General features: G+C 68.1%; 16 protein-coding genes. 3 read left to right on the top strand and 13 right to left on the bottom strand.

Translation table 11 applies throughout. The features are described 5' to 3' along the window. Nucleotides 1-19: 19 nt before the first annotated feature. From IPH07_16655 to IPH07_16625, 7 genes are all read right to left on the bottom strand, one after another. Nucleotides 20-226 carry a hypothetical protein gene (locus IPH07_16655; protein ID MBK6919027.1) on the bottom strand — a complete coding sequence of 69 codons (207 nt, stop codon included), beginning with the start codon at nucleotides 224-226 and terminating at the stop codon, nucleotides 20-22. A 109-nt stretch (nucleotides 227-335) separates the two neighbouring features. Continuing rightward, nucleotides 336-1577 carry a hypothetical protein gene (locus tag IPH07_16650; protein MBK6919026.1) on the bottom strand — a complete coding sequence of 414 codons (1242 nt, stop codon included), beginning with the start codon at nucleotides 1575-1577 and terminating at the stop codon, nucleotides 336-338. After that, nucleotides 1574-4831 carry a lantibiotic dehydratase gene (locus tag IPH07_16645; protein ID MBK6919025.1) on the bottom strand — a complete coding sequence of 1086 codons (3258 nt, stop codon included), beginning with the start codon at nucleotides 4829-4831 and terminating at the stop codon, nucleotides 1574-1576. The genes IPH07_16650 and IPH07_16645 overlap by 4 nt, the downstream gene beginning before the upstream one ends. Continuing rightward, nucleotides 4828-5715 (bottom strand): HlyD family efflux transporter periplasmic adaptor subunit, encoded by an 888-nt coding sequence (locus IPH07_16640; protein MBK6919024.1) that lies wholly within the window; start codon nucleotides 5713-5715, stop codon nucleotides 4828-4830. The genes IPH07_16645 and IPH07_16640 overlap by 4 nt, the downstream gene beginning before the upstream one ends. Next, entirely contained in the window at nucleotides 5708-7912 is a 2205-nt protein-coding gene (locus tag IPH07_16635; GenBank protein ID MBK6919023.1) for a peptidase domain-containing ABC transporter, read from the bottom strand. The genes IPH07_16640 and IPH07_16635 overlap by 8 nt, the downstream gene beginning before the upstream one ends. After that, nucleotides 7909-9357: a GAF domain-containing protein gene (locus IPH07_16630; protein MBK6919022.1), complete on the bottom strand. Its 1449-nt coding sequence runs from the start codon at nucleotides 9355-9357 to the stop codon at nucleotides 7909-7911. Before IPH07_16630 ends, IPH07_16635 begins: the two co-directional genes overlap by 4 nt. A 74-nt stretch (nucleotides 9358-9431) precedes the next feature. Continuing rightward, nucleotides 9432-9695, bottom strand: a complete 264-nt coding sequence (locus IPH07_16625; GenBank protein ID MBK6919021.1) for a hypothetical protein — start codon at nucleotides 9693-9695, stop codon at nucleotides 9432-9434. Between the two features lie 283 nt (nucleotides 9696-9978). Between IPH07_16625 and IPH07_16620 the strand changes: the two genes are divergently transcribed. After that, nucleotides 9979-11166, top strand: a complete 1188-nt coding sequence (locus tag IPH07_16620) for a lanthionine synthetase C family protein (GenBank protein MBK6919020.1) — start codon at nucleotides 9979-9981, stop codon at nucleotides 11164-11166. Here the strand turns inward: IPH07_16620 and IPH07_16615 are convergent. The 5 genes from IPH07_16615 to IPH07_16595 all read right to left on the bottom strand — a co-directional run bounded on the left by IPH07_16615 (nucleotide 11116) and on the right by IPH07_16595 (nucleotide 17893). Further along, nucleotides 11116-14379 carry a type 2 lantipeptide synthetase LanM family protein gene (locus IPH07_16615; protein ID MBK6919019.1) on the bottom strand — a complete coding sequence of 1088 codons (3264 nt, stop codon included), beginning with the start codon at nucleotides 14377-14379 and terminating at the stop codon, nucleotides 11116-11118. The genes IPH07_16620 and IPH07_16615 overlap by 51 nt on opposite strands. Then, nucleotides 14376-15392, bottom strand: a complete 1017-nt coding sequence (locus IPH07_16610) for a hypothetical protein (protein MBK6919018.1) — start codon at nucleotides 15390-15392, stop codon at nucleotides 14376-14378. The genes IPH07_16615 and IPH07_16610 overlap by 4 nt, the downstream gene beginning before the upstream one ends. A gap of 7 nt (nucleotides 15393-15399) precedes the next feature. Further along, nucleotides 15400-16158 carry a hypothetical protein gene (locus tag IPH07_16605; GenBank protein ID MBK6919017.1) on the bottom strand — a complete coding sequence of 253 codons (759 nt, stop codon included), beginning with the start codon at nucleotides 16156-16158 and terminating at the stop codon, nucleotides 15400-15402. A gap of 284 nt (nucleotides 16159-16442) precedes the next feature. After that, complete coding sequence (locus tag IPH07_16600; protein MBK6919016.1) at nucleotides 16443-17135, bottom strand: sterol desaturase family protein; 693 nt, start codon at nucleotides 17133-17135, stop codon at nucleotides 16443-16445. Beyond that, nucleotides 17132-17893: a FadR family transcriptional regulator gene (locus IPH07_16595; protein MBK6919015.1), complete on the bottom strand. Its 762-nt coding sequence runs from the start codon at nucleotides 17891-17893 to the stop codon at nucleotides 17132-17134. Before IPH07_16595 ends, IPH07_16600 begins: the two co-directional genes overlap by 4 nt. Before the next feature lie 131 nt (nucleotides 17894-18024). On the opposite strand from IPH07_16595, the gene pepN reads away from it, so the two are divergent. Further along, the gene (gene pepN, locus IPH07_16590; protein MBK6919014.1) at nucleotides 18025-20676 is read left to right on the top strand and encodes an aminopeptidase N; all 2652 of its coding nucleotides are present in this window, start codon (nucleotides 18025-18027) and stop codon (nucleotides 20674-20676) included. Nucleotides 20677-20708: 32 nt separating this feature from the next. On the opposite strand, the gene IPH07_16585 is transcribed toward pepN, so the two are convergent. Then, nucleotides 20709-21083, bottom strand: coding sequence for a nuclear transport factor 2 family protein (locus IPH07_16585; protein ID MBK6919013.1), 375 nt, complete (start codon nucleotides 21081-21083; stop codon nucleotides 20709-20711). A 306-nt stretch (nucleotides 21084-21389) separates the two neighbouring features. On the opposite strand from IPH07_16585, the gene IPH07_16580 reads away from it, so the two are divergent. Beyond that, the gene (locus tag IPH07_16580; GenBank protein MBK6919012.1) at nucleotides 21390-22058 is read left to right on the top strand and encodes a hypothetical protein; all 669 of its coding nucleotides are present in this window, start codon (nucleotides 21390-21392) and stop codon (nucleotides 22056-22058) included. Nucleotides 22059-22062: the final 4 nt, after the last annotated feature.

Raw genomic sequence — 22062 nt, 5'->3', positions numbered from 1 at the left:
GACAACCGGCCGCGACGCGTCAGCGATCGTCGAGATTGCGGCAGGTCGGCGAGGTCTCCACGTCGCCGACCTCGGGCAGGGTGCCCATCAGGCGGTCGCCGGCGTGCATGGTCACACCCATCCAGTCGTTCTCGTTCTCGAAGTGGTTCGCCCTCTCGCTCGCTGCCTGCCCGGCCGGATGCACCGAGCCCGGGCCAGACGCGCCCAGGTTCAGCCGGACCACCACGCCCGCCAGTCAGGGGATCATGCGCTCGGCAACGTGACGTGCGAGGTGCTCGACGCGCCGCGCCACACCGCAGGCGATTGCATCGAACTCCCGTACGTCGCGAGGACCCTCATGGGGGGCTCCTCGCTCCCTCCGGCCCCGAGACCTGCTTCGGCGCCGCGTGTGGGTGGGCCGTGGGTGCCGCAAACCTCCCCAGATGAGCGAGCACGACGTCTCGACAGGCTCGGATGTGTTGTTCGTGGTCGGCGATCGAGTCGTCGGCGAACGCCTCTCGCAGCGTCTCGAGCGAATGTTCGAGGCCGCGACCCGCAAGCACATCTTGGACGAGTACCTCCGCGAGGCACTCGCCATCCTCCCCTGACATCAGCGCACCGAACAAATCGACCGCGCCGCGCGTGAACACGGCCGCTGGGTCTTCGCCGGGGAAGGCCTGCTCGAGCGCGACGAGCAGGTGAGCACGACTCGGCGCCAGCAGGCTCATCCCGGCCGCGATCCGCGAGAGATCCGTGCGAAGCAAGCTCCGGGCCTGGCGCAGGAGACTGCGCGGCCGAACTGCCGTCTGAGTCTCGACCAGCACCACCGGCAACGCCTCGAGTACCGCCTGCCGCGCCGCGACGCCCAGCCTCGATCCGAACTCCACGTAGACTGCCCACAGTCGCCACGTCGGCAGCTCGTCGATGGCCTCGAGCAACACGCGCTCGACCTCTGGCCACGGTCGCAAGCGGGCCAAGCTCCGAAAACCTCGCAACTGCGGGTCCGTGGCGACCTCGGCACCGGTCGTGAGGATCTGGGGCGAAGCGATCGGATTCGATAGGCCGAATTGGTACGGATGATCTGCGTCGCGCTTCGTGCGGACCACGACCGTGACCGAAGGATGATGCCAGTGGTACAGGCCGTGCAAGAAGCCGATACCGGGTTCGATGGGATAGGTGTCGCCGACGCGCAGCACCGAGAGTCCGCGAAAGGCGATCTCGCCGACCACGAGTCGAGACGACGACCAGTGGACCCGGTCCACGGAGTAGGCGGCGTGCACGCTGCCACCCGCGACCACACGAAACGCCCCGGAAAAGGAGTGACTGTGGATGTCTGGCGAGCCCGAACCCCAGACCAGGACCTCGACCCAGAAGTCCTCGGAGCGGTACGCCATCAGATTGAGGTCACCGAACTCCGAGTGGTTCCCCGTGCGCATCGCATACTGCTCGACCTCGTGCCACGAGAACGGCGGCAGGCTCGCGGAAGCGAGGATCCGATAGGCCATCGATGTGAAGGTTTCCTGGTGACGTACCCTCGCCCAAGTGGTCTCGAGTTCGGCTCCGAGTTCTTTCAGCGTCGCGAGCAGCATGAGGTTCACCGATCCGGCGTTCTCGCAGTTGTGCTTCCGTCGGCGCGGTCGCGGGCGGCCATCGAGCGGTAGGTTCGCCGAAGGAACTCGTAGAGAATGCACTCTTGCATGTTTGCGTCGGCTCGCAGCATGCGGTTCGCGTGCATGTGGAGCAGGTCACCGACGATCGTGTCGAGCGGTCGCGTGAGCCCCGCGCGATGGTCGAGCTCGAGAAGCTCGGCGGCCAGCGGTACGAGTGCACGTGCGCGCTCGCCCATGACCTCCGCGATGGCCGGGGGCACGTCGGGCCCGAGCCAGCGCTCGACGCGTGCGCGAAGTTCGCGGTAGCGCCGAGCGATCGGCTTGGCCGATACCGATCGCGGATCGATGCTCGTCAATCGGCCTTCGGAGACCCGAGCTACGAGCTGCGTCCGTCGCTCGTGGTCGAGCCCCGTGGCGCAGAGGATATCGTGCATTCCCAACAGTGTGACCCCCCACCGCGCCTCGTGATCGCCTGCCACGAGTCGCAGCACTCGACCGCATGCACGACTGTCGACGCCGAAGATCTGCTCGGCAATGCGGATCCCTGCGGCACCCCCGTAGCGCTGCGCTTCGCGATCGTAGGTCGCGAGCTCTACCCTCCAGAACGACCCGCACGCCCGTAGCCGATCCACCCGTGCTAGCAGGTCGGGCTCGATGCGGCTGTGAAGAACCTGCGGATCGCCTTGAACGCGCAGTCGGATGTGCCGCCTGGGGTCTGCATACCGAATGAAGAACCATCGCTCAATTAGTCCCCGGGTCTGGTATTCGTCGAGCAGGGGAGCCAGTTCCGTCACGAGCGCATGCTCCGTCGAGGCGAATCCGCCGTAGAGCTTGAGGTACAACCACGAGGATCCCGGTCCGAACGTGGTCTGGGGGCACGACTGCGCGGGGGGCACGATCGTCGGCTTCGGGCGAGCGCGCGGAATCCGAACGATCGGGACGAAGTACTCGGCCTCGTACCTCCCTTCGGGCCCCCGCACAAACTGCTCGTCCGGACCTGGATACCACTCGTGCAGCGCGATTGGACCGATCTTCGAGATGCCATGGGCGAATGCATCGATGCTGAGCGAGTTCTCGAGATCGAGCACGCTCAGTTGATCGCCGGTGCCGTACTGCAGGTATCGCGGCAGCCGCCGCGCGTCCCGGAGTTGGCATGCCGCCGCGACCCGGGCCGCCGGAGATCGGGCTGCCCGAAGATCCACGAGTTCGCCATGATCGAGCCGCCACTGCGCAGTGGACACCACCACCGTGTCGATGCGGACTCTTGGTAGGAACCTCGCAACGTCGACCAGGCGTCCCCACGACCAGGCTGCGGACACCCCGAGATCCTGGAACTGAAGCGCCGTCAAGAAGCGGTATGCCGAGATCTCGGAGGAGACGTAGTTATGTGCAGATGTGAGGCGTGGGATGACGAACTTGCCGAGCCTACGTGAACGAAGGTGGACCCGATTGCCGGCGACGCACACCTCGAGATCGGCGAGCGGAAGCTGGTACTCGGGACTCACGCCACTGCGCCCGAGGCAGGGGATCTCGAAGCGACGAAAGACCGGCCGAACAATCACGTTTGCGACCTTTCCCTCGGGAACGTGAGCGATCTCGGCGAACACCACCTCGGAGTCCTCGGCCTCTTCGGCAGCGATGTGGTCGCGAACCAGCGCGTCGATCTCGGGGTGCCCGTGCGCGAAACGGCCCAGGACGCGCGCTCCGGAAGGGCCGGCCGCATTGTGGTAGACGACCTCGACCCCGCCGTCGCTCGCCCGCCGGGCCAGCGAGAAGCCAACGGCCAGTGCCTGGCGCCGCTGGGGTTGCGGTGAATGCGGCGCTCCTGCCATGGACCAGAGCTCGTCGCGGTCGAGCGCGATCTCGTGCTCGTCCTGTTCGATGGCGCGCTGCCACAGCGCCAGCCGCATCGGGTCGACCGAGGAGCCAGCCCCAATCGTTCGGAGCGTGTTCGCAATGGGAATCCCCGAGAGCAGCGGTGATGCGTCCCTCCCGACCGCGCCGAACCCGATCCCGCGTTCCTCGTCGAGCACGTCGCTCAGGGCTACCCAGCGTTCCGCGTCGCCCCAACGTTCGACGAACGCCTCCTTGAACGGGCCCAGCTGCTCCTGTTTCGGCACGATCTGGAGAAGGGTTTCTGCCGTGCGCACGACGAGATCGATGGTCGCGCGGTCCAGTTGGAGTTCATCGCCGTGCTTGTGCAGCTGCGCGTGGAAGCAGTGCTTGTGTTGGTTGCCGTGGAGCTCGCGCAACTCGGCCACCGTCGCCTCGTATGCCGTCAACGGAACCCCGAGCTCGCGGTCATCCATCGCACGAAGGTTGGTCTCGGCCGCGCTCAGCACCGACGCTGCGGGGTGCTGACACTTTCGCAGCGAGTCGATCATGGCGAGGGCTGGACGAACTCCGGTCACGGAGGGTCTGAGTTCGGACTGAAGCAGGTCGTTGTCCACGAGCTCACGAAGAAATTCATGCACCTCCGATGGCTCGACGTCCGGCTCGGCCTCGTGGACCGCCTCCACGAGTTCGGCCGCGGATGCTCCAAACTCTGCGCGCTCGAGGACGCGCAAGAGCGCGTCGGTCACTGGCACACTCACCAGCCGGTATGAAATGCCGGCTTCGGTACGAAGAGACTCGGTGTAGTGGAATGTGTCGTTGCGTCGCGCGAGCGATGTGTTGGGAAACAGCAGCCCCCGCAGCCAGAACTCGGGCGCACCCGAGCAGGCCGTTGCGACCGCGTACAATGTGTCGGCGTCGAAGTCGACGCGACGACGAGCTGCACCAATCGGGCCCAGATCCGCGCGTACATCGGTACCGATGCTTCCCAGCGATAGTCCCGAGAACAAGCCGAACGGCGTCGCTCGGCAGCTCATCCGCGTCATGTAGCGGACCAGGGAGCGCTCGACGTCCTGGCCGGTCTTGCTCTCGGGGCTGTTCCGCCAGCGCTCGATGCCATCGATCATCCCGGGGGCGGCCAGGTAGATCGCTTCGAGGATCTTCGGGTCCGCCAACATCTCGCCGAGGCGATCTCTGAGTAGCCTACGGTCGTGCTCGACCGCCGACTCCAGAGCGCAGGTGTCACTGCAGGTCGTCGCGGACCGGAGATCTCTGCCCCAACGTATGAATGCGTCGACGGGCAACAGCGGCGTGCGTACGACGAAACGCGTCACGTGGATGGATTGTGATTCGCTGTGTTCGGTCGGCGCGTGATTCTGGGAGCGGGCTTCGGCGACTCGCGTGGTCATGGGTCGACTCCTGCGGGGATCACCCATACGGCCAAGCCGACGGGCAGCGTGTTGGTGTCCTCGACCGTGGCGTCGACGAACAGGAGGTTCGTCGCTGGATCGACTTCGGAGGAGATCGACTGCACGACGGCCCCCGTGAGGCGGGCGGACGCGGTCGACCAGACGTCGACCCTCCGGCCGCGCGTCCATGCTCCGCGATCCTCGGGGTCGACGGCGAAACGCACCAGATCAGCGTGCTCGGAGACCACGCGGAGGATCGTGGTCGCAGGAGCGACGAAGGCGCCGACGTCGACGAGACGCTCGGCGACGACACCGGCCATGGGTGAGCGCAGCTGGTGTTCGTCGACGACCGCACGCAGTCGGGCGAGCCGTGCACGCAGCCCCTGGATCCCGGCCTCGAGACCATCCACTTCTGCGGCGGCGTGCTCGGCGGCCAGTTCGGCGCTCTCGACCGTCTCCGCCGGGGCGTAGCCGTCGCCGCGGAGCCTCTCGAGCGTTGCTTGCCGACGTCGCGCGACCCGCCATGCCGCGCGGGCCGACACGCCGGCACGCTGCTGCGCCCGGAGCTCCGCCTGGACGACCTCCAGCTCTGCTCGACCATCCTCGCTGTCGAGGATCGCAAGCACGTCACCTTCGCCCACGAGATCCCCATGCTCGACCGGTATGCCCGCGATTCTCGAGGACATGGGCGCTCGCAGCTCGAAGTGGCGAGCGCTGAGGGCCACCCCCGGGTGCCGCTCGCGATCGTCCGAGTGGACTTCCGGCGGTGAAGTGCGGGTCGTGGGCACGCTTTGGGCGCGCTCTTGATCGGCGTGACTCGAGCCACAGCTTCCTGGCCCCATCGCCGCCGCGACGAGCACCATCCTGAGCAGTCGCTCACGCATTGCGTCCCTGCCCGGCGGCGAGCGCGTAGTAGATGCCGCCAAGCGCCGTGAGTTCTTCGTGCGTCCCCCGCTCGACGATCTCGCCGCGGTCGAGCACCACGATCTGTTGGGCGAACGAGACCGTGCTCAGGCGGTGCGCCACGATGATCCGCGTACAGCTGAGCTCCGCCATGTTGTCCATCATCTCGCGCTCGACGACGTTGTCGACCGAGCTGGTCGCCTCGTCGAGCACGATGATGGGCGGGTGGTGCACGAGCGCCCTGGCGAGCGCAATCCGCTGGCGCTGACCCCCCGACAAGGATGCGCCGCCCTCCGCAATGATGGTGTTGTAGCCCATGGGCATCTGCATGATGTCGTCGTGGATCCGGGCCTTTCGTGCAGCTTCCATCACTTCCTCCAGAGACACCTGCTCGTCCAGCAGTGCGATGTTCTCTCGGACCGACCGCCCGAATATGAACGGATGCTGAGGGACCACGCCGAGTAGGAGCTTCCGGTTCGCGGGATCGAGATCGTGCAGATCGATGCCGTCGCACGATACGCTTCCCGAACTCGGTCTGCGCAGACCCAGGAGCATGGCAACGAGCGTCGACTTGCCGGATCCAGAGCGGCCGACGATCGCGACCGTCGACCCTGCCTCGATCGTCAGTGATACGTCGCGAAGCGCGTCGGGTGATTCCGGGTCATAGCGAAACCGGACCCGATCGAGCTCGATCCGACCTTTCGGTGCCGCCGTGAAGCGACGCTGTCTGACCTCTTCGCGCGGCTCGGAAAGCACGTCGTCGATGCGTTCGATGTGGCCACTCAACTGCTGAACCGCAAATCCAGCAGTGACCAGTGAGAGCAGTGGCCCCATGAAGCCTCCGGCCAATGCGTTGACGGCCAGCATGGTTCCCAGTGACAGTTCGCCTCGGACCACGGCGACGGCACCGAGCACCAGGACCGTCAACGGCGCGATCGTGCCAACGAGGCCCGTGATCCCGCCGAGGACTGCGCCCAGACGGCCTTGCCGCAGTGTCGCGTTGATGTCGTCGACGTAGAAGTCGGCCCAGCGATCGACGGCGCGCGCCTCCGCGCCGCAGAGCTTGAGGGTCTCGATTCCGGCGAGCAGTTGCACGAGTTCCCCTTGCACGCGGCTTCGCGCGTCGATGGTCTCGCGCGAGAGCTGGACTACGCGACGTCGACCGACGAGGAATATCGCCGCCTGCGCCGTGCCCAAGGCGAGCGTTGCGACGCCGAGTGCCGTGTGCAGTGCAAATATCAAGCCGAGATATGCGATCGCGAACGCCCCATCGAGCAGCGTCGACAGTGTGGTCGATGCGAGGGTCTCGCGGATGACCGCATTGCTGCCCACGCGCAGCATCAGGTCGCCCGCGGTCCGGCGTTGAAAGTACCCATAGGGCAGCGATACGAGATGATCGAGGAACCCCAGCGTGAGCTTGAGGTCGAGGGTGGTTCGGAGCTGCAGCAGTAGATGCTCGCGGATGAGACCGCACAACAGCTGGAACGCCAGCATGGTCCCGAGCCCCAGGCATACGAGCAGCAGCAGATGGGAGTCGCCGCGAGGAACCACGCGATCTACGATCACCGCGGTCAAGAGTGGCAGCGCAAGCGCGAAGACGCGAAGGGCCGCGGAGATCGACAGCACCCGCGCGATGAGGCTACGTTGAGCCGCGAGCTGTCGGAAGTAGTTCCACAGTGCACTGCGGCCCGAGGCCGCGGGGACGAAGCCGTCATCACGTTCGAAGATCAACGCGACGCCGGTGAAGGAGCGGCGCACCTGGTCCAGCGGAATGCTTCGACGGCCCATCGCGGGGTCGACGACGTGAATCGCGGCACGGGTCAGACGCTCGAATACAAAGAAGTGAGAGAAGCCCCAGTGCAGCACGGCGCCAGGGGGCAGCAGTTCGAGACCCTCCATCTCGAGGCTCACGCACCGCCCGCGCAATCCGAAGCTTCGTGCGACCTCAATCAGCGACCGCGCGTTCGTGCCGTGCGTCGTGGTACGGAGGCGTTCGCGGATCTGCCGTAGTTCGACATGGCTGCCGTAGTGCCGCAGCACCATGGCCAGGCACGCCACCCCACAGTCGGCCACCTCCATCTGTTGGACGAACGGAATCCGATGCGTCCGCCGTACCGAGAGGCGAGCAAGAAGGCGACCGAAGCGGGCGACGATCATGTCGGCTTGCATGATGTTCATCGACCTCTCCAGCCCGGTAGCAGTAGGTTGACCAAGGGCTCGCGGCGGAGGCGAACCTCGGCATGTCCGTACATCCCATCGTGGTACGCGTAGGACACTCCGTCGGCGTCGAACGTCGCCTCCGGGATCACAGCCCTCACGACGACCCGGGGGCCCTCTTGCGGCGCGAGATCACCAACTTCGGGACCGAGGAGTCGCGAAGCCTCGGTCGGCCCAATGACACCATCGCCGACCTCGGTGATCCGAAACCACTGATACTCGTGGCGATACCCGGGGAGCTCGAAGCGGAGCATGGCACCCTCGGCCAGCTGCGGTCGATCGTCGCCCGGGAGCAGCGCGAGCAGCTCCATCTGTTCCGCCGGGCGGCTCATCGTGACCACCGTGTCGCCTGGCCGGCATGGCTGGCCTGGGCGGCCACGAACATCGGCGACGAACCCTGCGTGCGGCGCTCGGATCTCACGCTGGCGAACACGCGATACCGCGACCTCGAGCTGTCCCCGCAGACTGAGCACCCCATGACCTGCGCCCTCGTCGGAGGGGTCGCGCATCCGCTTGCGGAGCTGGGCATGGAACTCCTCGTCCAGGCGATCGCGATCAGCTCGAGCGTCGCGCGCGTCGAGGCGGGCGAGTACTTGTCCGTCCGCAACGTGGTCACCTGGACCGACGAGTACCTCCTCGAGTGTGCCCGACTCGCGGCAGACGAGCGATACTCGGTCGCCCGCGCGAACGATGCCGATGCCAGTGCTGTATTGATCGACCTCGGCGAGCGCGAACAGCAGTGGGGCGAGAATCAGCAGGGTCACGACGAGCCACCCCGCAGGCGCTATCCATCGCGGCGTCACGCGGACCAGGTCGCCGCGTGTGAGACCTGCGTTGTGGTTTGCGAGGGCCTCGTCACGAAATGGTGAGAGCGGCGTGGCTTCGTCGACGATCGCCTCCGCTTGGCGTGACGCAACGTGCGAGAGCATTGGTGCTACGAACGAACTTAGTAGTTCTAACCACGCTCGCTCGCGAGCGTCGAACGGATTGCCTTCTTTCGGACGAATCGCTACGAGGAGGGCGTGCGGTTCGCCGTCCGAGCTCGCGAGCGGCTGGACGAGCATGCGCGCAGGGCCGATGCGATCGGGATCGTCGACCGTGCACTCGAATGCTGGGTGCTCTGACGCGGAGTCGAGATGCAACGTCCAGCCGTGCCGTGCGGCGTGGCCGATGACGCCATTGCTGGCATCCCACTGGCATGCGGACGTGTCTTCATGCCAGAGGGTTCTCGACCCCGAATCATAGAAGACGCAGTATGCGCGACAAGCGGGGAGCAAGGCAGCGACCGCAGCTGTGAGGCCTCGGGCGATCTCTTCGAGGTCTCGGGCGCTCCCCACATGCCCCGCGATGCTCAGCAGTTGCTGACGCAGGCTCGCGAGGGATGTGGTGTCTCGTATCGTCTCCATCGTCCGCTCGATAGACTCGTGGGAAGGATCCGAACGTCCTTCCCACGAGCAAGGTGAGCCGCCTCAGGGAGTGCTTACTGCGGCGCCGGACACCCGTAGAGGGTTGGGCCCTGCGGGCACGCCGATCCGGTGTCGTTCGGGCACTGGGCGCCCCTCGATGGGCACTGGCCGGTTCCGGGGCAGACGGTCGAGTCTGGGTCCGGGTCGCAACCGAAGACGCTGCAGATCGTCGAGCACGCGGCGCTTCCGGCGACGACCGCACCGCCCGCCACGCTGACCAGGGCTCCGTCCTCGAGGATCAGCAGCGTATCCTTGTTGAGTTTTAGCTTCTTCTTCATTGCTTCTTGTCCACGCGGTTCCCCGAGACAGAGACCGCCCAGACCATCCGAGCGTCCGGGCCAGCCGCATCTACGTCCTTGCCCGCACCCCGGAACGATATGACGGGCGGAGGGACGAGTTTCGAGCGTCTGTGCGTGGTGGTTCGGCGTCATCGCGACACGGGACGCGGACAATGAGATCACCGTGGATACCTTCTTGGGGCCGGAAGTACCGTGCAGGCGCTCTGCGCTTCTCAGCGGCGAGTTGGCGCACCAGGCGCGTGAGACCGCGTACGAGATCGCGGTGGCGCTCGCGCGTCGAGAGCCGGCTGGCCTCGGCGAGACGACGGACGCGGCGCTCTACTGGGCCCACGTTGCACAGATGTTTCCCGAACCGTGGGTGGAGCATGCGTTCGAGCGAGCGATGGCGTCCTTGGCTGATGCGATTGACGGCGGTGTCGTTGCGATCGGCATGTTCGGTGGATTGACCGGGGCCGCTTGGGCCGCACATGTCATCGACGACGCGCCGGACGAGCCCGGGTCGGAGGCTCCGGACACGCTGCCGCCGCGCGTCGACGCGATCCTGGTCGAGGCACTGTCGCGAAAGGAGTGGTCAGGTCACTACGATCTCATCAGCGGCCTCGTCGGCTTCGGGGTCTACTTTCTCGCGAGACGGCGTCACGCGCTCGCGCGCCGAGGTCTGCGACTGACGCTGGATCGACTCGAGTCGATGGCGGAGCCGGCTCGAGGTGGATTGGCTTGGATGACCCCGGCCGCTCTGTTGCCGGCCCACCACCGACGAACGCACCCCGAGGGCATGATCGACCTCGGCCTCGCACACGGAGTCCCCGGCGTGGTCGCGTTCTACTCGGCGATACTGCTCGCCCACGTGCTGCCAGGGCACGAGGAGGCATCGCTCCGGCGCTCACTGCGGTCGGCAGTCGGATTCCTCGAAGCCCATCGTCAACCACAGCGCGAGCACGCAGCCTTCGATTGGTGCGTCGCGCCGGGCGTCGCCGGCCGTGCGGCCCGAACCGCGTGGTGCTACGGCGACCCAGGGGTCGCGTTGGCCTTGCTCCGCGCCTCATGGGCGTTGCAGGACCATGCCCTCTACGAGCGCGCGCTGTCGTTGGCACGGGCATGCGCAACGCGACCGGACGACAAGTGCGCGGTGCAGGACGCCGGTCTGTGCCATGGCGCGGCGGGGCTCGGCCACCTGTTCGGCCGTCTCGGCGACGCCACCGGCGACGAGGTCCTGCGCGACGGCGCACGGAGATGGTTCCGGAACACCCTGGCGCTACGCCGGTCGGATGGTCTCGCCGGCTTCCCCGCGTTCGAGACCGCCGACGCACCTGCCGGGCAGGGCACGTACCGCGCGAGCCCGGGAATCCTCGGCGGAGCGGCCGGCGTCGGTCTCGCGTTGATGTCCGCGCTCGGTGCCTCAGCGGTCTGGGATCAGCGGTTGCTCTTGGACGTGACGCCCGCGGGCTGAGCGGGACTCACGGGAGTCGGGCCCTTCGAGCACGCCGAGCGCGGGGAGCTCCTGCGGCTGCAGGTGGCGCAGCAGGTGCCACCCGATTCCCGCGAGGCCGCGGAACAGGCCCGCCTGTTCGTTGCCGGGTCGCGGGTTGGACGAGAGGGTCCACGCTCCCGTCGCCCGCGCGCGCGCGACCATGCGATCGACCGCACGACGCGACGCCGCGACCAGGGCCGGCTCGTGCAGTCGGTGGCCGGCATCGAGAAGCAGCTCGGAGCGACCGACATTGCCGCAGCAGAAATGATCGAGGTGCCCGAATGCGACGCGTTCGGTCGTTCGCAGCGCCGCCGTCAGCTCTGCGTCACGGCGGGGAGCTCCTCGCTGGTGAACGCGGGCCATGCCGATTCCCGGCGCCCCGTTACACCACGAACTCATGAACGACGGTCCGGGACCCGGGACGTCCGGTCGCACGTCCTGCCAGTTCTCGACCTCCGGATGATAGAGCGTGCGTTCGTGATCGAGAGCCTCGAATGCTGCGTCGCGATAGCGCCGGTCGCCGGTCGCCTCGGACAACCGCTGGAGCGCCAGCGCGGTGCCGCTGGCGCCGTGGGCGAGGCCGGCCAATCGCCGCCCAGTGGGCGTAGGCCAGCTCGCGGGCGTGCCCACGCGTGCTGCGAGCAAATGCTCCCCACACAGCCGCGCCTGCTCGAGTGCGCCGGGCCATGGGCGCATCGCATGGACCGTCAACAACACGAGAATCAAGCCGGCCGCGCCCGACGAGAGGTCGTAGTGGGTGTCGCTGCGGATGACCGCTGCGTCGCAACGACGCACGATGCTCACCGCATCGTCGATGAGAGACGCATCGCCGAGGATGTGGCCCATCCATGCGAGCGCGTACGCCGCAGACGGAGTTCCCATGATGCCGCCGATGCACGTCCCCGGGGCGAATCGCGGGCTCGCGTTGACCTGTTGGCGAAGCGAACGTACTGCGCCCAGGGCGAGGCATCGCGCATCGCGGTCCTGGAGCGCGACGCTCGCGGCCGCGAGAAACAGCGCGACACCGGCAACGCCGTTGTAGAGCGTCGGACCCATGGGGTGCACGGTGTACGCGAGGCTTCCTTCGATGACGTCGATCGTCAGCCATGTGGCGGTGTCGTCTCGGCCCCGCGTCGCCATGCTCTTGATTCTCTCGGTGATTCGCTCGACCTCTCTCACGAGGTCGCGATCGCTCGTACGTGAGGGCGACGGGGCGGCTTCGACCTGCGCACGCTCGCTCCCGCGGGGCTGGCCACGGGCCTCGAACGAGGCGTCGATGAGGCCCACCTGACGACGAATCTCGAGAACGTCGAGCGAGGCGATTCGTGCGCGCGCGATCTGTAGCCCCGGATGGTCCCACTCGGCGCGCCATCGCGAGGCCGACGAGTTGGCCCGCACCTCGAAACGTGGGATGTCATTGCGCTCGAGTTCCGCTTGCTCGCGGCGAGCTGCCTCCCAGAGAGCATGGTGGGAATCGTCGGTCGCGGGGCCGAGCAACGGTTGCATCAGAGTGTCGATGAAGATGGATCGCGCTGCGCCGCTGCGCATCGCGGCCGGGCTGCGCGCACGATCGCGGATGAGGTCGTAGTCCGCGGTGGCACGCAGTAGCACGCGCACCGCGGAGTTCGCGAATGCCTCGATCGGGCCGTCGTCCGCCAACATCGCTTCGCGCTGTGACATCACGAAAGCCGCGGTCGATTCGAAACCCTCGATGATCTCCGCCACGTAGTCGTCGGCCACGGCAAGCGCACCGTCGCAGTGAGGTACGTTCTTGGCCGCGACGAGCTCGACCTGCTTGGCCTGCAGCGATGCCGCGTCGGTGTTGCGGGCGATGGGCGAGAGCCGCTCGAGGCTCGTGGGTAGGGTACCGCCGGGCCCGATACCGCTACCTTCGAAACCACCGCCGTCCGGCGTCGGCGACCAGTGGGGCAACAGCGCGGTCGACAGCACGGAGTGCGTCAGTCGGCGGGTCAGCTGTGCGTGGGCGTCCTCTTCTTGCGGGGCAACGGGCGCCGACCCCGGATGCATCAGCGTCTCGGCGTCGACGAGCACCGGCATCGCTCCGTCGGCGACGATGTTGTCCCGATGGCAGTCTGTGCCCGCCAGTAGATAGACGAGGCAGAGCATCGCCCCCGCACGGCGATAGAAGCCGCCGAAGTCGTCGCGGCTCGCGCAGGGACGCGCGGCCGCGACCTCTACCCAGCCGTACTCGGCCCGCGAGAGCACCCGAAGCCCCGAGAGTGGGACCGGCGCGCCGCGAGCGGCGCACCACCGCAGGAGCTCGGTCCAGCGCGACTCGATGTCGATGTTGCGCGGCTTGTAGATGATCTGGGTGCCATCCGCGAATGCAATGTGGGCGACCGTTCGTCCGCCACGATGGCTGTCCGATAGATCGGGCCGCACCCAAGTCACCTGCGTCGCTGCGGAGCGCACTCCGAGGAATGCCGCGAGGTCGCAGCGGTCGCGGTGCAACCGAATGAGCATTTCGGCGGTGGCGTCGACCCAGTCGTCGACGAGGCTTGCCCAGCAGCGCGCGAGCACGGGATAGCGAGACGCCACCATGGCCAGCCGTGCATGCGGCGTCTCACCGACGAACGCTCGATACAATACGGCCGAATCGGGAGCTGCGATCAGTTGGACCAGGTGTTCGATCGAGGAGCGGTGCTGTGCGCGGTAGATCGAGAACTCCAGACTCAACGTGGGCTCGGAGACGGCCGCGAGCCGCCAGTGCAGCTGCCGCCGGAGCTGTGCCCATGCTCCCGGGTGCAGTGGAACGGGCACTTGGGCGTCTGCCGCGGTCGCTGCGCGCGCCCGCGCGACGCCGACGTCGGCGAGTGGCGCCAGGAGATCATGGAACGGAATCACGAGTGGCGACGGCTCGCGTTTCTCTTCGAACGAGGCGCCGAGCCGCGCGACGTCGTCGAGCAGCGCTTCCACCGAGCGCTCCCACGGCAACTCGACGCCGTCGGCGGCCTGCATCGCGCCGAGCAGCGCCGGGATCGTGTGAGGGGTGGGCCCCAGGGCGGTCAACCGTCGCGCCCATCGGGCCTGCGAGCCTGCGGTCACGCGGGTCTGCCAGAGCTGTTGGAGCTCGTCGCCGCCGCAACCAGCCGCCGGCCCGACCGGCTCCACCAGACCCGCGATGCGCTCGCCGAGCGACGCCGCGTCGGCGTGGTGAAGCTGCACCGTCATGCCCGTGCCCAGGTCTGCAGGACGACGAGATACGCCTTCGCGTCCGTCACCACGCCTTGCTGTGCCACCAGTTTCACGTGGTTCAGCGCGCGATCGATGTGTGCTCGGTACGGGCCGAGCAGCGTGCCTGCCCCGCGAAGGTGCACCGGCCATGCGCCGGCGGCGGACTGCTCGTTCATGCGACCCGGCCAAGACAGGAGCGCCCGGCAGTCACTGCGCGAGCACAGATCTTCGGCGACCAAACGATCGAGGAGGTCGCCCCAGCGTGGCAGCGACTGCTCGGGCTTCCACCCGCGGAACCCGAGCTCGAGGCCCACCCGCGGGGCAATCTCGCCCTCGCCGACGTCGACCGCCAACGCAATCTCCGACGTGAGGTCAGCATATCGTCGGCATGCATCGACGAGTAGGTCGCGTTGTTCTCCGCTCGTCATCTCGGCGATCAATGCCTGCATCGTCTCGGCCTCGGCTGTGCAGAAGCACAGGCGAAGCCCCGGACGCGGTCGACCGAGCATCCACCCGGCCTGGAACAGCTTGACCCCGGACCGCGGTGCGCTCCAGCGCGCCACCGCGCGACGGACGACGGGCGCCAGTGGAGCGTCGAGAACGATTTCGCTGGCGCGAATGATGACGTCACTGGGCTCGGCTGCACGCGGCCCGGCGAACAGCGACGGTCGCCGCTCACCCACGCTGGTATCGAACTCGAGCCAGTACACGCCGAACGCGTCGTACAGCTTCGATCCGGGGTCCGCGGCCGCAGCCAGCAGCGCCCGTACTCGCGTGCCCACCCCGTCATCGCTGGCGAGGTATCGACCCGCTGGCTGCGGACGGCGGAACGCGATCGATAGATCGACTCCGCGCCGCGGACCCTTCATCGCATACTCGAACCCCGAGGTCGCAACCACCGGCAGTTCGTCGCCGAGATCTTGCACCGCCCGGAAGTCTGCTTCCGAGCAGATCCGAGGCACGAGGTGTGGTCGCACGAGATCGAGCTGGCCGCGTAACGATGGAATCATGACGGGCTCAGGGATTCTCGGGCACGGGTTCGGGGGGGTCGTCGTCGAAGCAGCAGTTGGGTGCCTGTGACTCGTACTGCGAGCCGAGCGACCAGCAGTTGCAGGCCTGCGCACTCGTGATCGTGACCGTCGTCGGCGGCGGAGCCGGAGCGGGCGTCCACCAGCTGGCTTCGGTCTCGGGTTCGTCGGCCCAGACGTCCCGGACGTCGGCCAGTGTCTCGAGATCCAGCGTTCCGGCGGCGGGGAGCTGGATCACGCGGTACGTCTTGGTCTCCTGAACCGCGACCACGTGCAGTGCCTCGGGAACGACGGCGCCGGTCCACGCCTCGAACGCAGCTTTCGGGTCGGCGAGCATCTGCTGGCGGAATGCGGGGTTGGTCCGATATGCCGTGAGAATTTCGCCCACGACACCGATCTCGGGTCCGCGCATTCCCGGCTCGGAGGAGAGCACCGCGTGGATCTGCGCCAGCGTGTCCGTGACCACGACCACCGTGACGTTCGCAGGGAACGACAGACCGTTGATCTGGGTGAGGGTCTTCTTCGGATTCGCGAGCAGCTTGGTTCGATAGTTGGCGTCGGTCATCGCCATCTCGATGATCTCGCCGTGGGGGATCTCGGTCCATGTCGCGGCCTCGGCGATCGACGGCGCGGTCGCGACCGCCACGGCGCCGAGCGTTGCGAGTACCTCGAGGACCTCGCGGCGCGAGGGGTGGGAGGCAGGAGCGCCGAGGTACACGGGCTTCTTCGGTTGCTTGGGGTCGTTCATGGTCGAGGCTCTCCGGCGCGTCCCACGTGATGGGGCTCCGCGTCGTAGACCCCTTGTCGGGCCGTGGTCCCGCGATGACGCCCGAGCGCTCGAATGGGGGAGGCGCTCGACTCCTCGCCCTCGCGCTCGCTGCCTGCCCGGCCGGATGCACCGAGCCCGGGCCGGACGCACCGGCTTTCAGCGGGACCAGCACCACGCCCGCCAGCCAGGGCATCGATCCCGATCGGCTCGCGGTGATGCTCGACGTTCTTCCCCGACGCCGGCGACCGCCCCCACGACGTGGCTCAGCGATCGTCGAGATTGCGGCAGGTCGGCGAGGTCTCCACGTCGCCGACCTCGGGCAGGGTGCCCATCAGGCGGTCGCCGGCGTGCATGGTCACACCCATCCAGTAGTTCTCGTTCTTGAAGTGGTGCAGGCGGTGCAGCTTCCACAGCTCGCGGTAGAACGCCGATCGCGGGCGCCAGCTCGAGTGGCACAGGTAGTGGGTCCACTCGTAGACCAACCCCAGCGCCGTCATCGTCGCGATCGCGGTGCCGGCCAGGGGTAGCGTCGGCATCAACAGGGTCGACAGCGTGACCACGGCGACGAAGGCCGAGAGCAGCGATCGCATGGGGATGAACCACCAGCGCGGCTCGTGGGGATCGACGTGGTGGGCCCGATGGTCGCGGGCGACCGCGAGATCGATCGCGTGCCCGCGCCACGTGCGGGGCCGGAAGTGGAGGATGTCGACGTGGATGAACCACTCCGTCAGCGGGTGGATGCCGACCAGCGACGCGGCGAGCACCGCGTCCCACACGCGGAACTCGCCCAGCCACAGGCGCACCGCCAGCGCCAGCACCAGCATCGCGAACAAGAAGATCGCCGACGGGCGCCGCGCGAAGTACGACACCGCGGCGGGCATCGTCAGGCCCGGCGCGCGCGGGTCGATCGGGGTGCGACGGGCACCGAGCCCGAGTCGTGAGGCGACGGTCTTCATGATGGTCCTCCTGCGTTGCCCTCGGGGGTGGTGCTGCGCTGGCCCAGCGCCGCGATGAGCTCGAACATGCGATGGGTGCCGTGCTCGACCAGCGCGCCCGCGACGTGCTTGGCCGACACGTCGTCGCGGCGCTCGACCGCCGAGGCGATCGCGCGGTAGCTGGCCAGGTCTTGCAGCTCGTCCGCCATCACGTGCACGAGCGCGGTGCGGACCGTGTCGTAGGTGACGCGCAACGTGTTGAACGCGAGCTCGTAGGCGATGTTGTCGGAGCCGCGTACGAGCGCGTCCCAGAAGTCGAGCGACAGCTCCTGCAAGAGGTCGAGGTCTTCGGGCGCCAGCTGCATGCGCTCGACGATCGCGAACAGCTCCGCGACCGTGGCCGCATCGGCCCGGCGCGCGGCCAGGCGGGCGATGTCGGGCGCGAGCGCGGCGCGGATCTCCATCACGCTGCGGGCGACGTCGAGATCGATGGTGCCGCCGTCGCGGAAGAGCACGTGGGTCAGCAGGTCGAGCCCGGCGTTGCGCCGGTAGTCGAGCACCTTGGTCGCGCCGCCCTGCGCAATCGACACCAGCCCGGCCTGGGCCAGCCGCCGCAGGGCCTCGCGCAACGCGCCGCGGTTGACGCCGAGGGTCTCGCAGAGCTCGCGCTCGGCCGGCAGCGCGACCCCGGGCTTCATGCGGCCCTGGACGATCTCCGCCGAGAGCTGCTCGAAGACCTCGTCGGAGAGGGTTCGCTTGGCGATGCGCTGCAGGGCCATCTCTTCCTTCTATGTCACCCGGCCATCCGATGGTCAACTGGTCATACCACATGACCGGTGTGAGCGAACCGGGGTGGGGAAGGGGCCGGCTCCGGGGCGGCGCGCGCGCGTGGTCTATCCTGCCGAGCGCCATGAAAGACCCGCGGCCCGAGCCCATCCAGCGACGCGACTACCGTCCGCCCGACTTCTGGATCGACCGCATCGATCTGGCCTTCGACCTCCGCGAGGAGCACACCCGTGTGGTCGCGACGATGTCGGTACGCCGCAACGACGCGGTGCCGCGGGCGGCGGCACTGCGGCTCGACGGCGAGGCGCTGGCGCTAATCTCGGTCGCCCTCGACGGCCGCGCGCTGGGCCCGGGCGAGTACACCGTCGGCGACGACAGCCTCTCGATCGCCACCGACCTCGACAGCTTCGAGCTGCGCACCGAGGTGGAGATCGAGCCGCAGGACAACACCGAGCTGTCGGGGCTGTACCGCTCGGGCAGCTCCTTCTGCACGCAGTGCGAGGCCGAGGGCTTCCGTCGCATCACGTACTTCCTCGATCGTCCCGACGTGATGGCACGCTACGGCACGAGCATCGTCGCCGACGCCGGCAAGTACCCGGTGCTGCTGTCGAACGGCAATCGCATCGAGACCAAGGTGCTGGACGACGGTCGCCACCTCGCGCGCTGGGAGGACCCATTCCCCAAGCCGAGCTACCTGTTCGCGCTGGTCGCCGCCGACCTACGCTGCCGCAGCGCCGACTTCACGACTCGCTCGGGGCGCGCGGTGAAGCTCGAGATCTGGGTCGAGCCCGACAACGTCGACGCCTGCGACCACGCGCTGCGCTCGCTGCAGCGCGCGATGGCGTGGGACGAGCAGACCTTCGGGCTCGAGTACGACCTCGACCTCTACATGATCGTCGCGGTCGGCGACTTCAACATGGCCGCGATGGAGAACAAGGGCCTCAACATCTTCAACGCCAAGTACGTGCTGGCGCGGCCCGAGATCGCCACCGACGACGACTACGAAGACATCGAAGGCGTCATCGCCCACGAGTACTTCCACAACTGGACCGGCAACCGTGTGACCTGCCGCGACTGGTTCCAGCTGACGCTGAAGGAGGGGCTCACGGTGTTCCGCGACGAGTTGTTCACCGCCGACATGACCTCGGCGGCGGTCAAGCGCATCCACGACGTCATCACGCTGCGCACGGCGCAGTTCGCCGAGGACCAGTCGCCCACGGCGCATCCGATCCGCCCCGACTCGTACATCGAGATGAACAACTTCTACACCGTCACGGTGTACAACAAGGGCGCGGAGGTCATCCGCATGATGCACACGCTGCTCGGTGCCGATGGCTTCCGCCGCGGCATGGACGAGTACTTCCGCCGCCACGACGGTCAGGCGGTCACCTGCGACGACTTCCGCGCGGCCATGGCGGCGGGTGGCGGCGTCGATCTCGACCAGTTTGCGCTGTGGTACGAGCGCGCAGGCACGCCCATCGTGGAGGTCGAGGCGCGCTTCGATCGCGAACAGGCCACGCAGACCGTGGTGCTGCGCCAGCGCGCCCCGGTCAACGTCGATGCCGCGAGCTGGACGCCGATGCACATCCCCGTCGCCGTCGGTCTGCTGGGCCCCGACGGCCGCGATCTGCCGCTGTCGCCGCGCGAGGGCCACGTCACGGCGCGGGGCACCACTGCACTGCTCGAGCTGCGTGAGGCTGAGGCCCGCTGGGTGTTCGGCGGTATCACCGAACCGCCGGTGCTGTCGCTGCTGCGCGGCTTCACGGCGCCGGTGAAGCTGCGATTCGATCGCACCACCGACGAACTCGCCTTCCTGATGGCCCACGACGCCGACGCGTTCGCGCGCTGGGATGCCGCGCAGACCCTCGCCGAGGCCAGCATGGCGGCACTGGTGCGCGAGCGCGCCGCGGGCCGACCGCTGCAGCTCGAGGCGCGGTTCGTGGCCGCGATGGGACGCCTCATCGACGACCCCGGGCTCGATGGCTCGCTGCGCGCGTCGATGCTGACGCTGCCCGACGAGCGGGTGCTGGCGCAGCACGCCGAGCGCGTCGACATCGACGGCATCCACGCCGCGCGCGAGCACGCGGTCGTCAGCATCGCGCGCGCGCACCTGCCCGCGTTCTTCGGCCGCTACCACGCCGAGCGTCCGGCAGTGCCGTACCGTGTGGAGCAGGCCGACATCGCCGCCCGGCGGGCCCGCAACGCCGCGCTGCGCTATCTGGTGGCCAGCGGCGAGCAAGACGGCATCGCGCTCGCGCTCGCGCAGTGCCGCGAGGCCGACAACATGACCGACATCATGGCGGCGCTGGCGTGCCTGGTCGACGTCGAAGGCGACGTCGCCGAGGCCCCGCTGGCCGAGTTCCGGCGCCGCTTCGGCCACGATCCGCTGGTGCTCGACAAGTGGTTCGCGGTACAGGCGACCTCGCAGCGTACCGACACGCTCACCCGCGTGCAGGCGCTGCGTGGCGATCCGGAGTTCAACCTGCGCAACCCCAACCGCGCCCGCGCGCTGCTCGGCAGCTTCTCGGTGCGCAACCAGGTGCGCTTCCACGATCTCGGTGGTGGCGGCTACCAGCTCTTGGCCGACGCGATCCTCGAGATCGATCCGGTCAATCCCCAGCTCGCCGCGCGCCTGGTCGGTGCGCTGGTGCAGTGGCGTCGACTCGACGAGGCTCGCGGTGCGGCGATGAAGGGCGAGCTGTCGCGATTGATCGCGCGCCCCGGGGTCTCGCGCGACGTCTTCGAGCTCGCGACCAAGGCCCTCGGCGACGGCTGATCGCCGAGGACGCTTTGTCGGAGCCCGCGGGATCAGCCCGCGGGCTTGAAGTTCGGGTTGTAGTAGAAGCGCTCGTACACCACCTTGCCGTCCTTCCACTTGCGGGCGGCGACCTGGGTGTTGTCCATCTGGCTACCGTCCTTGAACGACGCCGCGAAGGCCCACTCGCTGTAGCTGCGGTCGCCCTCGCAGGCCTGGGCGAGCAGCTCGCCGCGCTTGAACTCGGCGATGTTGGAGAAGAACGCAATCTCGTAGTCGCGGCAGGCGGCCTTGCCCACGCGCGGGGCATCGAGGTTCTCCTGCATGCTGCAGTCTTCGGCGTAGAACTTCTCGAAGGCCTCCATCGCCTTGCCGGAGGCGATCATTGCGTTGAGCTCGCGATCGAGTGCTGCGTGGTCGTGTGCCATGGCGTGTGGTCTCGCTTTCCTGCGGCGCGTCGGCACCGCTAGGCCCCGAAGGTAGGCGCTGCGGGGCCGATCGCGAAGGGCGTCTCGGGCAACGATGCGTCGACGCCCACGCAACGCCAGCTGCCGCCTGCGCGGGCCGGCGGGTCGGACCGGCGCGGGTCCGTGGCGGGGCGTCGGGCCGGGCGCCGCCCGAGAAGGCGGCACCGCTGCGATCGCCCGCGATGGGGTCGTCTCGGCTGGGCGCGCGCGCCCGCGGGTCGGCAGCTTGCCCCCGCGCCGGCGGCCCTTCACTCTTATGGCATCGTGATGGCTCGTTGGATTCGCGGTTGGGGTTGGGGTGGCCAGTGGGGTCGTGGTTGGCTCGGGGTCGCCGGGTTGGTCGCGGGCCTGACGGCCGCCGGGTGCACGAGCACGCCGCCCGGTGGCGAGGGCGACAGCTCGAGCGGCGACGACGACAGCGCGACCTCGGCGACGATGACGGCGAGCGGCAGTACGAGCATCGATCCGTCGGCGACCTCCGGCGGCGAGCAGGTCGGATGGTTCGAGCTCGGCTGGGGCGACACCGAGTTCCACGCGCTGCAAGATGGCGACACGCTGCAGGTGGTGTGGGGCGGCCAGGGCGCGGCGATGTTCCCGTTGCCGCTGCGGGGCGGCGAGTTCACGCTGCCCGATCCGCCCGACGACTACACCAGCCCGCTGGCGCCGATGTTCGATCTCACCATCGACATCGAGGGTCACAACGATGGCGTGGGTGGTCACTTCAAGTACCTCGCGAACTACCCCATCACATTCGACATCCTGCCCGACGGTAGCTACGAGTTCGTGTATGTGGCGGTGCTGCTGCCCGATGGACTCGACCCCGCGGAGCTCGACGGCCTGCCCGCGCACCTGCACGCGCGCCTGCGGCCGGTCGACTCCGCTGCCTTCGACGTCGAGCTCGATCTGATCGTCGCCAACGCACCGCCGCCGGTGTGACGGC

This window comes from Deltaproteobacteria bacterium (assembly GCA_016709225.1).
GTDB classification, from domain to species: Bacteria; Myxococcota_A; Polyangia; order Nannocystales; family Nannocystaceae; genus Xiheibacterium; species Xiheibacterium phototrophicum.
The sequence above is the reverse complement of the archived record's forward strand: the minus strand, read 5'-3'. Positions and strand labels throughout refer to the sequence as shown.